This window comes from Dickeya dadantii NCPPB 898, assembly GCF_000406145.1.
Lineage (GTDB): Bacteria > Pseudomonadota > Gammaproteobacteria > Enterobacterales > Enterobacteriaceae > Dickeya > Dickeya dadantii.
Window position 1 is genome coordinate 3984945 of record NZ_CM001976.1, and the last position, 12532, is coordinate 3997476.

Annotated in this window: 8 protein-coding genes; 2 read left to right on the top strand and 6 right to left on the bottom strand. The window is 57.5% G+C overall.

Going from position 1 to position 12532, the window contains the following annotated elements:
• Positions 1 to 10: 10 nt before the first annotated feature.
• The 5 genes from DDA898_RS17915 to DDA898_RS17935 all read right to left on the bottom strand — a co-directional run bounded on the left by DDA898_RS17915 (position 11) and on the right by DDA898_RS17935 (position 8688).
• Complete coding sequence (locus DDA898_RS17915; protein ID WP_038911937.1) at positions 11 to 1654, bottom strand: methyl-accepting chemotaxis protein; 1644 nt, start codon at positions 1652 to 1654, stop codon at positions 11 to 13.
• 283 nt (positions 1655 to 1937) lie between these two features.
• Entirely contained in the window at positions 1938 to 2300 is a 363-nt protein-coding gene (gene yacL, locus DDA898_RS17920) for a protein YacL (protein WP_013319432.1), read from the bottom strand.
• Between the two features lie 101 nt (positions 2301 to 2401).
• The gene (gene acnB, locus DDA898_RS17925; RefSeq protein ID WP_071604564.1) at positions 2402 to 4999 is read right to left on the bottom strand and encodes a bifunctional aconitate hydratase 2/2-methylisocitrate dehydratase; all 2598 of its coding nucleotides are present in this window, start codon (positions 4997 to 4999) and stop codon (positions 2402 to 2404) included.
• Positions 5000 to 5358: 359 nt separating this feature from the next.
• Positions 5359 to 6210: an alpha/beta hydrolase gene (locus DDA898_RS17930; protein WP_038911939.1), complete on the bottom strand. Its 852-nt coding sequence runs from the start codon at positions 6208 to 6210 to the stop codon at positions 5359 to 5361.
• Between the two features lie 69 nt (positions 6211 to 6279).
• Complete coding sequence (locus DDA898_RS17935) at positions 6280 to 8688, bottom strand: TonB-dependent siderophore receptor (RefSeq protein ID WP_038911940.1); 2409 nt, start codon at positions 8686 to 8688, stop codon at positions 6280 to 6282.
• 181 nt (positions 8689 to 8869) lie between these two features.
• Here DDA898_RS17935 and DDA898_RS17940 point away from each other — a divergent pair, with 181 nt between their 5' ends.
• Positions 8870 to 9856 (top strand): helix-turn-helix domain-containing protein, encoded by a 987-nt coding sequence (locus DDA898_RS17940; RefSeq protein WP_038911941.1) that lies wholly within the window; start codon positions 8870 to 8872, stop codon positions 9854 to 9856.
• Positions 9857 to 9942: 86 nt separating this feature from the next.
• Complete coding sequence (locus DDA898_RS17945; protein WP_038911942.1) at positions 9943 to 11274, top strand: MmgE/PrpD family protein; 1332 nt, start codon at positions 9943 to 9945, stop codon at positions 11272 to 11274.
• A gap of 61 nt (positions 11275 to 11335) precedes the next feature.
• Here DDA898_RS17945 and DDA898_RS17950 read toward each other — a convergent pair whose 3' ends face one another.
• Positions 11336 to 12514 (bottom strand): dienelactone hydrolase family protein, encoded by a 1179-nt coding sequence (locus DDA898_RS17950; protein ID WP_038911944.1) that lies wholly within the window; start codon positions 12512 to 12514, stop codon positions 11336 to 11338.
• Positions 12515 to 12532: the final 18 nt, after the last annotated feature.

Consider the following 12532-nt stretch of genomic DNA (forward strand, 5'->3'; position numbering starts at 1 on the left):
GGCCGTATGCTCAACGGCTGGCGACACTCAACGCCAGCCGCGGCGCTTGATTGGTCAACATTGTATTGGTCACCATTGAGTCGGCAGCCATCGAATCAGCAATAGTAAACCGACTGACGGATTGTTTCAGTTCCAGCGAGTGGGTTTCCAGATAGGTCGTATCCGTCGCGGTTTGTTCTACCATCGCGGCATTCTGTTGAGTTGTACGCTCCATGTCAGCAAGCGACCGGGCAATCTCCTGCGTGGCGACGGACTGCTCCGCCGACGTATCCGCGATCTTCCTGATAAACTCGCTGGACAGATCGACTACCTGATTGATTTTCTGCATCACTTCGGATGCCTGGCTGATTTCATTGTATCCTTCGCCAATTTTCTCTGATGACGCATCGATTAAGTTTTTTATCTGATGCGCTGACGCGGTAGTTTTCTGCGACAGGGTACGGATTTCAGCAGCGACAACCGAGAACCCACGCCCCACTTCCCCCGCTCGCGCCGCCTCAACAGCCGCGTTAATCGCCAGAATGTTGGTCTGGAAGGCGATATCCTCAATAACTTTAGTGATCGACGAAATACTGTCTGAATGCTGTTTGATGTTTTCCATCGTATTCACGATTTTGCTCACCAGTTGGTAACCCTGATGCGTTTCACTCGCTGCATTTTCCGATAACTGGCTCGCCTGCCTGGCGTTGGCGGCGTTATCTTTCACCGATTCCGACACCTGCCCCATCGCCGCCGCAGTTTGCTGCAACGCAGAGACCTGCATATCGGTGCGATGCGACAGCGCCACACTGCTTTTACTGATATTCTCGCTGGCGACCGTCACACCATCAGCATGCTTCAACACATTAGCGACAATCGCTATTAATGACTGGCGCATGGTTTCAATGGCTGCCATTACACTGTGTTGCTGCTTATCATTAATGACAGTTTTCTCCGCCAAATTACCGGATGCTATCGCACGGGTCATGGTCAATAATACCGTTGGCTCCGCTCCCAATGCCTGAAAAATTCGGCGACGAGTCGTAAACATCGCCAGCGCACCCAGTAATATAGCGACGATTAAAACAATCGGCATAACCACGGTAAAATACCTCGCCGTTTCTCTTGCCGTGTGCGTCAACTGATTATTCTGCGCGGCTTCATAATTAATAAATGCATTCACATCCGCCAGCCATTGTACAAATGCACCACGACCTTCACTCAACAATATATTACGGGATGCCTCAGTCTTTCCTTCATTTTGCAAAGCAATCAACCGGGAAATAATTGCGCTGGTTTTATTATTCGAGCGCTGTATGTTTTGATATAATTCCTTTTCCTGATCAGATGTCTTGAATTGGCGCAACATCGTATCAAGCCGGGCATCCGATTGCTGATAAACCATCGCCAATTCATTGATATTATTTATTATTGCAGACAACTCCTGTTTATCGGCAATCAATAAATCTCGTACCGCAATTGACCGATCATGAACGCTACCCCGTAAATTCACCGCATAAAATTGCTTAACACTATTTTCATCATTAACTTCGGTTAATATATTACTGATATAGCGAATTGTTATCAGACCTAAAACACCTAATAAAACACTTACTAATATAGGAATAATAAAACCGACTACAATTTGTCTTTTTACTGTCATTGTATTGTTCATGTATCCCCCGATGCCAACTTAGCTGCTTACTGTGTGTTTTAATAATTACCGTATTTTCAGTTCATACTAAGTCAAATTGGCATCATAATCGATAGCGCAGAGCATCAACTCACGCTATTAATACAATTGGAGACAATTGCTATATATCGGCCATACTTCAGTTTACAAATTGATTCGTTTTATTACCCCAGCCCTTCCATGGGCCTCACCAGTTTACGGCGGCAGCAGCTCACCCGTCGATTGCCCGCAGCACGAGCGCTGTTGGATAGGGTATGGAAATGCATCACCCTTTATCCACAAACGCCCGGTATTTCTCCAGCAATTCCAGAAAGTCTTCCAGCCCGCACAACGACAGGCTTTCTTCATCGTAATAACTCATGCCTTCCTCCAGCTCGTCGGTTTCAAACGCCAGCTGATTGGCACGCACCATCACTTCTTCGCTGTCCAGCAGCAGCGTGTATTCGTGGCCGGAGCGTTCCCACTGGCGCTCGCTGCCAGCCAGGTCACGAACCGCTGCTTCCACTTCATCCAGCACCGCCTGCTGACCTTTAACCTCTTCATTCAGCCAGTGCCCTACCGCTTCATGGCCCATCGACATCCGGACCACCACCTGCCCGGTCACATCACGCAAAAACTCATAGTCCATGATCGTTCTCCTCTGCCTGATTCACTATCGAGCGCCACAACAGTAAAAAAAGGGAGGCCTGTCGGCCTCCCTTCCTGTCAATCGCTCCGAACTATAGCGGTTTACACGGCGGTCTGGAAGATCACCTTATCCGCTTTGTCAGTGTACTGCTGCAACTGGTCAAAGTTCAGATAGCGGTACGTGTCATCCGCGGTCTTGTCCACCTGCGCCATATACTGCTGGTATTCGTCCGGCGTCGGCAGACGCCCCAGCAGCGAGGCTACCGCCGCCAGCTCGGCCGATGCCAGATACACATTGGCCCCCGCACCCAGACGGTTCGGGAAGTTACGGGTCGACGTCGACACCACGGTCGAGCCATCCGCCACGCGCGCCTGGTTACCCATGCACAGCGAACAGCCGGGGATTTCGACCCGTGCGCCGCTCTTGCCGAATACGCTGTAGTAGCCTTCCTCGGTTAGCTGCGCGGCGTCCATCCGGGTCGGCGGCGCCACCCACAGGCGGGTCGGCAATTGCCCTTTATGTTGATCCAGCAGCTTACCGGCGGCGCGGAAGTGACCGATGTTGGTCATACAGGAACCGATGAACACTTCATCGATTTTATCGCCCTGCACCGTGGACAGCAGACGCGCATCGTCCGGGTCGTTCGGCGCGCACAGGATCGGCTCTTTGATGTCTGCCAGATCGATGTCGATCACCGCGGCATATTCCGCATCGGCGTCGGCTTCCAGCAGTTGCGGGTCCGCCAGCCATTTTTCCATCCCCTGCACACGACGCTCCAGCGTACGGCGATCGCCATAGCCTTCGGCAATCATCCACTTGAGCAGAATGATGTTGGAGTTCAGGTACTCGACGATCGGCTCTTTGTTGAGCTTGATGGTACAGCCCGCCGCGGAGCGCTCCGCCGAGGCGTCGGTCAGTTCGAACGCCTGCTCCACTTTCAGGTCCGGCAACCCTTCGATTTCCAGGATGCGGCCGGAGAAGATGTTTTTCTTACCTTTCTTCTCCACGGTCAGCAGACCTTGCTGGATAGCGTAATACGGAATCGCATGCACCAGATCGCGCAGCGTGATCCCCGGCTGCATCTGACCTTTAAAGCGCACCAGTACCGATTCCGGCATATCCAGCGGCATCACGCCGGTGGCGGCGGCAAACGCCACCAGACCGGAGCCGGCCGGGAAAGAAATGCCGATCGGGAAACGGGTATGGGAGTCGCCGCCGGTGCCGACGGTATCCGGCAACAGCATGCGGTTCAGCCAGGAGTGGATCACGCCGTCGCCCGGACGCAGCGACACGCCGCCGCGGTTCATGATGAAGTCCGGCAGGGTGTGATGGGTATTCACGTCCACCGGCTTCGGATAGGCGGCGGTGTGGCAGAAAGACTGCATCACCAGATCGGCGGAGAAGCCCAGACAGGCCAGGTCTTTCAGTTCATCACGGGTCATCGGGCCGGTGGTGTCCTGAGAACCGACCGAGGTCATCTTCGGCTCGCAGTAGGCGCCGGGACGAATGCCGGTGACGCCGCAGGCACGGCCGACCATCTTCTGCGCCAGCGAGAAACCGCGGCTGCTCGGCGCCACGTCTTTGGCGTGACGGAACACCTCGCTGTGCGGCAGGCCAAGCGACTCGCGCGCTTTGGAGGTCAGGCCACGGCCGATAATCAGCGGGATACGACCACCGGCACGCACTTCATCCAGCAGCACGTCGGTTTTCAGTTCGAAACTGGCCAGCAGTTCATTGCTGTCGTGGTGACGTACTTCACCTTTGTACGGGTAGATATCAATCACGTCGCCCATGTTCAGTCTGGCGACATCCACCTCGATCGGCAGCGCACCGGCATCTTCCATGGTGTTGAAGAAAATCGGCGCGATCTTGCCGCCCAGCACCACGCCGCCGCCGCGCTTGTTCGGCACGTTCGGGATATCGTCGCCCATGAACCACAGCACCGAGTTGGTGGCGGATTTACGGGACGAGCCGGTGCCGACCACGTCGCCGACGTAGGCCAGCGGGAACCCTTTCTGGTTCAGCGCTTCAATCTGTTTGATCGGGCCGACGACGCCGGGCTGATCCGGCTCGATGCCTTCGCGGGCATTTTTCAGCATCGCCAGCGCGTGCAGCGGAATATCCGGACGCGACCAGGCGTCCTGCGCCGGGGATAGGTCATCGGTATTGGTTTCGCCGGTCACCTTGAACACGGTGACGGTAATCTTTTCCGCCAGTTCCGGACGAGACAGGAACCATTCGGCTTCAGACCAGGATTTGACCACCTGCTGCGCGTGGGTATTGCCGGCTTTGGCTTTTTCTTCCACATCGTAGAAATTGTCGAACATCAGCAGGGTATGAGATAACGCGTTGGCGGCGACCGGGGCCAGGGCGGGACTATCCAGCGCTTCGATCAGCGGCTGAATGTTGTAGCCGCCTTGCATGGTGCCCAACAGCTCAACGGCTTTTTCCGGGGTAATGAGGGGAGAAACAGTCTCGCCTTTGGTGATGGCAGCCAGGAAACCGGCTTTGACGTAGGCCGCTTCATCAACACCCGGCGGCACACGATTGACTAACAGATCGACTAAAAACTCTTCTTCTCCGGCGGGGGGATTTTTCAACAACTCCACCAGTGCCGCCATTTGCGAAGCCTCTAGCGGTTTGGGTACGATCCCTTGTGCAGCCCGCTCGGCTACGTGCTTGCGATAATCTTCTAGCACGACGTTCTCCTCGCTCTCATTGTCTAATTATGCCCGGCGCTCATTTCCAGGTTTAGGCTGATTATCAGCGTATGGATAGGTAAGGTCAGAGTGCCCGGTCCAGCCCGTTGAGCATATCAGAGTTTGAATTGATTGTTAATTCGTTTACATAAAGGCAACATTTTATAAATACGCTACCCTTTCAGAGGTATGACAGCGTTCAGAAGCATCAATCCGGGCGTCTTGACCTCAGGCCAGCATAGCAGTTAGCGGCAAAATCAACCACCGGTTACCCCGCAGAAACGACAAGGAGAAGAAAGAAAAACGCGCGTGCGTCGCGGGTGCCGGACGCGTTATCGCACATCCGGCTTCTGACGCCATTACGACGGCTGGAAGTGATGGCGCAACGCGTGCAGCAGCGCGGGAAACGACGCCGACATATGAGACTGTTCGGCGTGGACCTGCAAGGTGACCTCAAGCAACGGCGTTTTAAGGCGCAGTTGCGTCGCCAGTTCCCGAATGCCATCCACCATACGTCGCTGACCACGGTGCTGGCGCAGCCAGCATTGCCGCGCTTCAGGCAACCGCCGCTCCCACGCTTCCAGCGATTGCTCGTGTTCGCCGACCGACAACGCCAGACGCACCGGCGTATGCAACGGTCGCACATCCACGCGCGCGATAAACGCCTCGGCCTGCCGGGACAGGTAGCCGCCGTTCCACCACACCGACGGGCTGGAGGCATAAAAATGCTGAAAGCTGTCCGGCTGTTCAAACAGCGTATCCACGGTGAATAACCCGCCGTAGGAATGGCCGAACAGCGCCTGACGCTGGCTGTCGATGTTGTAACGCTGCTGGATGAACGGTTTGAGTTCTTCCAGTAAAAAACGGCGAAAGCCGGCGGCATCCCCCTGCTCACCGGGGGAACGGAGCCCGCCCGCCGGGTCGGACTCTGGAATCAACCGCTCCACCGCCGGACGGTAGTCCCGGTCGCGCCGGGTCGGGCCGTCGTAATCAATCGCCACCATAACGCCCGGCATCATGCCGCAGCGCGGCTCACGCATCGCCGCCAGCTGCGATACCGCCGAGGCAAAATAGCGCTCGCCGTCCAGCAGGTACATCACCGGCCAGCCCTGCTCGGGCGCCGGGCCATCAGGCCAGGCGATCAACAGGCGGTAGTGACCGCACGCCGCCGACGCAAACGTCTCAACCTGGGTGTTGGACAACTGGTACATATCGACATTCTCACTGATTGCTTACGGTATCGGCCGGCGTCAACGCACCGGCCGTTTCACCGCTTATTGCTAGAAGTGGGTATTGACGCTCATGTAGAAGGTTCTGCCGGACTCATTGTAGGTCGCCGCCCCGGCGCCGGCGATGTTAATGACGCTGCAACTGCCGTCGGACGCAACGGTACAACCGGCTGAGGCATTGCCGCGGCGGAACTGGCGTTTGTCGAACAGGTTGCTGATTCCGCCGGTCACGCTGACGTTCTTGGTGATGGCATAGGTGGCGCTGGTTCCCACCACCGCGTACGGGCTGAGTTCGTTCAGTTCATCACCCGAAGCGGCCATGCCGCGATAGTTGTATTTCTTCGGCTTCTGACGGCCATACCAGGTCAGCGTCGATTGCAACGACAGATCGTCCGTCGCCTGCCAGCTTAACGTGGAGTTCAGCGTGAATTCCGGCGTTACCGACAGAATATCGCCGGTGCTCTTGTTCTTCGAACGTAGCATCCAGGTGATATTGTTGTTCCACTTGATGCTTTCCGACACCGGTACATTCAATGTACCCTCCAGCCCCTCGACCACCGCACGGGGAATGTTCTCCCAGCGGTAGACATTGGTTTTACCGTTGGTGGTGGTACCCACCGGCGTCAGCCCGGATTCAATCTTGTTGCGGTAATCGTTGCGGAAGTACGTTACACCTGCCTGATAGCCATTGCGCTTGAATTCAAGACCGATCTCCTTGTTGACGCTGGTTTCCGCCTTCAGTTCCTCGTTGCCGATCAGATAACAGTTATTGCTGGCGCCGTTGATCAAATAGCAGCCCTGCCCCCGGCTATAGAGCAGATAATTGGGATTGACCTGATACAGGTTGGGCGCTTTGTAAGCCTGCGCAATGCCCATTTTCAGGGTGAAATCATCGCCCAGCCCCTGCGACAGATTCAGACCGGGGCTGACCTTGCTGCCTGCCAGCGAGTGGTAGTCAAAACGCAGCGCCGGGGTCAGCATGGTGCTTTGCGTCAGCTCAACGTTATCTTCAGCGAACAGCGAGAAGGTATGGGCCTTGATATCGCCGCTACGATTAGTGCTGTTATAACCCGCAATCACGCCGGTGGACGACATGTCATACGAGGTAGAGCCAGGGTCTGTCATCCGTTGATCAGACGCCTCGATACCCAGAGTGGCGGTCTGGCTAAAGTATGCCTCAAACGGGATATTCACTTCGCTGTGGGCGGTCAGGGTATCCAGCTTGACGGTGGTGTAATCGTCGGGGGAAGAGAAAATCCCCTCGGTGCCGCCCGCCAGCCCTTCGCTGATACGGGTGTTATGGGTGCGCTCGTATTGCAGATAAGACGTGGAGCTGACGCCGCTGTCCCAGAAGCCGCGATGCGTCACGGCATAGGTCTGCCGGTACATGCGGTTAGTCTCTTTGCCGTAGTTGCTGGCGACATAGTTGTTAGTGTTGGTGTTTTGGGTATCGCCGGCATAGATATTACCCTGACGGCTGGAGCCGACTTCAAACTCCAGCGACTGCTGTTTGGTGATATCCCAACGCAGTACGCCGTTGATATCTTTGTTGCGCACCCCTTCGCGGCCAGACGGCACCGAGCTGGCGTAGCTGCCGGTTCGCGCCGATTTATAAGGCTCGTTTATGTCGGCGGCGTCTGCCTGCGTCTTGTTGAGGTTGCCGTACAACCGCAGGCTCAGATTGTCGCTCAAGCCGCCGGACAGGCTGAAATCGGTACGTTTGGTGGCGCCTTCCGCCTTATGCACCGGCGCGTTGAAATAGGTATTCCAGCTACCGTGCCACTCCTGGCCCGGTTGTTTGGTGATAATGTTGATCACCCCACCCATCGCGCCGGAACCATAGCGCGCCGCCGCCGGGCCGCGCAGCACTTCGATGCGTTCCACCATGTCGGACGGCACCCAGTTGGTATCGCCGCGACTGTCACGCTCGCCGCGCCAGCCATAGCGCACGGCATTACGGCTGGACACCGGCTTACCGTCCACCAGAATCAGGGTATTCTCCGGCCCCATGCCGCGAATATCGATCTGACGGTTGTTACCGCGCTGCCCGCTGCTGGAGTTACCGGTCAGGTTCACCCCCGGTTGGGTACGGATGATGTCGGACAGATCATTGGCGGGAGGACGTTTAGCGATATCCTCGGCGGTAATCACCGATACCCCCGGCGCCTGGCGGGTTTGCTCCGCCGCCGTCACCACCATCGTATCGCTCTGCGTCTGACCAGCGTCGCCGGCCGATGTGCTGGATGTAGTAGATGTAGTAGATGTAGTAGATGTAGTAGATGTGCCAGATGTAGTAGATGTGCCAGATGTAGTAGTCGCTGATGCCGTATTGGCCGCGGTTTTATTGGTCGCTGTTGTCGCGGTGGTTACGGTGTCCGCCGCCCAGTTCAGGCTCGGGAAAGTCGCGCAACTTAACCCGATCAGCGTCGCCAGATAGTGGCGTGGTCGTAGTGTTATCATCAAAGTCGCCCTGTATAAAGTAAAGTCAGCAACGAAAGGTGCTACTGAGAAGTATTTGCATTATCATGCAGGCGCGATCATTGTTGCATTTGTTATTCGGGATGGGGTTTGTATAAACCGCAAATTACTTTGCAAAAGCGGCAAAATGGCCTGAAATAACCAGACAGAGCGAGGGGAAATCATGCGTAATCATGTTCCGTCATCAGCATCCATTTATAAGAACCAGATTATGCAGATGTCCAGCCTGGTCTCCAACCATTACCGTTTCCTCGGCCCTCAGGTGATCGATGAAACGCCGCTGCTGTTCGGCCATTTCAACGTCACGCCGCTGCACCGCGATTTGATTCTGCATACCGCCGACGTTATCAACCTGCACAGCATGCAAACCCAAACCACGCTGAACGGCGCGCTGAAGCTGGCGGTTGTCGTCAACGGCAACGCGCATATCAGCTATGGCGACCGGCGGCTGCATGTGGGCGAACGCCAACCGGCCTCGCTGGTTTCGCTGACCGAACCCACGCTCTTTAGCCGCTACGGCAAGCGTGACGACTATGAGCGCACCGTTTCTCTGACCTTTAGCCGGGAATGGCTGTACGGCAACCTGATGGACAGCGTCAACGACTGGCAGGCCATCTATGATTTCACCCAGACCCACCTGGCCACCCATCGCTGGATGCCGTCGCGTCAGGCGCTGGCCGCCGCCTGGCAGATCCTTAACGCCGGCGCCTGCCAGACGCCGCTGCAACGCCTGTACCTGGAAACCCAGTGCATGACGCTGATTATCGAAGCATTCAGTTCGCTCACCAAGCAGGCGTCGGCGGATAAACCCGCACCGGGGTTGCCCCTGCGCCACCGCCAACGGATGCAGCAGGTGAAAGAGATGCTGGAAAGCGGCGCCGCCGACCATCTTGCCATCGCCGATATCGCCAAAAGCGTCAATATGAGCGAAAGCTCGCTACAGCGCTACTTCCGTCAGACCTTTGACATGACGGTGTTTGAATACCTGCGCAACTGCCGCCTGCAACGCGCCGTGCTGGCAATGCAGCGGGAAGGCGTCGGCATCGCTCAGGCCGCCAGCCTTGCCGGTTACACCAGCCCGGCCAATTTCGCCACCGCCCTGCGTCGCGTCTACGGGCTAACGCCGGGGCAGTTGAAAAACCGCGTCTAACCGACTGGCAGAAAAAATCGCTATGCTTCGTACGTCATTCGCGGCATTGTCTTTCTTCACATTTAAGCCACAGTACAGATATCGCCATGCCCGCCCATTCCAGCATCACTAACCAACTGGCGCGCCTGATCGTCGCCTCCCAACCGGATACCGCCGTCATCGACCTCGCCCGCGACGGGGTGACGGATTTTATCGCCTGTGCGCTGCCGGTCTGGCATGGCGCGGTGGCGGACAGCGGGCTTGCACCGCTGAAATCGGTCTATCCCGGCCACGATAGCCAGACCCGCAGCCTGCTGCTGGGCTACGCCGGCCACGCACTGGATTTTGACGATTTCCACTCCGGGTTTCGCGGCCATCCCGGCACGGTTATCCTGCCGGCTCTGCTGGCGCTGGCTGGTGAGCAACCGGCAATCACGGAAGAACAGTTTCTCGTTGCCTATGCCATCGGCGTGGAAACCGCCGGTCGGCTGGGGCTGGCCGCCGGCCCGCGCCATTACAGCCAGGGTTATCACAACACCGCCACGCTGGGTACCATCGCCGCCGCCGCCGCGGCCTGTCGTCTGACTGGCGCCACGGCTGACCAGACCGCCAATGCGCTGGGGCTGGCCGCCTCACAAGCCGCCGGGCTGCGCGCGCAATTCGGCTCCGCCATGAAACCGCTGCATGCCGGACTGGCGGCGCGAGCCGGGTTAAGCGCTGCCCAACTGGCACTGGCAGGATTCCACGGCAACCACGACACCGTACTGGATGCGTTTCTCGCGGCCCACGGCGACGGTCAGCATCATAGCGACGCATTGATAACCGATTGGGGTAACCCGTGGCGCCTTGTTTCTCCCGGGCTGACCTTCAAGCGTTATCCCACCTGCGGCGGCACCCACAGCGCGGCGGAAGCGGCGTTTATCCTGCGTGAACAGTATCTGCAACGTTTCGACCAGTCGCTGGACGGCTTGCCCGACGCCGTCGACCGCATCACGGTGACGTTCCCGCCGGGCGGCGATGCCGCGCCGTTTATCCGGCAGGCCGCAACCGGTGTTGAAGGGCGATTCAGCCTCGAATACGTGATTGCCGCCGCGTTGCTGGAAGGCGAGTTGCGGTTGGAGCGTTTTACCGAAGGCCCGGTCGACCCTCGCATTGCCGCGCTGGCAGACAGGGTATCGCGTCAGGCAGACCCCAACGCCCCGCCGGATGAGCAGAACCCTGACGCCCGTTTTCATGACGTCAGTCTGTGGTTGAAAGACGGCTCGCGCCTTGACGCCAGCGTCACCTGGCGGCAAACCGCAGCGGCCAAAACCGATGTCGCCGCCAAACTGCGCCAGACGCTGAGCCTGCTGCCGCAATTGCCGGCTGACAAGGTGCTCAGCGATTGTCAGTTGCGTACGCCCGGCTCTCTGGCGGCGCTGGTTCGGCTGCTGTCATAACCGGCGGCGACATTCCATCGCTATTCTTCATCTGGGCGCCCGTTTGGTTGGCGCCCGTTACTCACCGCCGCTCCGGCGACGATGCCATCCAACGATCCAGCCACTGAAACACGGCTTCTTGCTGTTCCTGATAAAACACATGCCCCAGCTCCGGCCAGATACGGGTTTCCAGCCGCTCGTCGGCATGCTGTGACTGCCATACCTGATGCATGCGGTCATATGCCGCCTGCACCGCCTGTTGCGGGAACAAACTGTCTTTGCCGCCATTGAAGAACAGCATCGGCCGCGGCGCGGCAATACTGGCGACATCGGGGAAATCAAGACGGGCGGGCAGCCCCGGATGCAGCATGTAAAAGGAGGACTGACCGCGCAACACATTGTTGCCCGGCACCATCAACCCATCATAAGTACCGATCCAGGAAATGGCCGCCGTTGCGGCGACCTTATCCGACAATGCCGCCAGTTGCCAGGCGCGGTAAGCGCCCATGGAGAACCCCACCACCCCGACCCGTTTCGGGTCGACCGAACGCAGCGAGGCCAGAAAATCCAGTGAACGTACGTCTTCATACGCTAGCGTTCCCGCCAGCGAACGCCCCAGATTGAAGAAATTGCTGGCCAGCGCCTGCTGCTGTTCGTACTTGAGCGGCCCACGATCGCCCCACCCCAGCGCATCCACCGCCAGTACCACATAACCCCGCTTCGCCAGTTCATCACCGACAAACCGACCGGTGAAGTAACGGTCGGCCCAGGCGTTAGCGGAAGCTAAACGCGTGTCATCGCCCCACGGTCGGATCATTTTCTCTTTGCCGATATCGAATTTCGCGCCGTGGTCATGTAGCAGCAACACCGCCGGATGCGGCCCCGGCGTCTTCGGCGTCAGCAGCAACCCCGGCACCCGGCTTTCATCGGTAAGGTTGAAGGCGACCTTCTCGGCCACATAACTATCACGATCCTGACTGTCGACAACCTGTGGTTCAAAAGCACGGTGGGAATCCGGCGTCAGCAGCAGCGAGCGCACCACCTCACGGGCATGTTGCCGCCATTCGCCGAAGTGGGCATAACGCCCGGACAACCACGAGTCGGGATAGGTCAGTTGCTGTTTTAGTTGCGGGTAGAACGTGGGCAACGCGTCATCCGTTACCGACGTCGTTGTATAAGAATGATCATTTGCCATAAGCGGGCCGCTCGCCAGACAGCACATCAGAACACAGAGGGTACGACGTAATCCGCATTTTTTCATTATTACGCTCCAAAAATA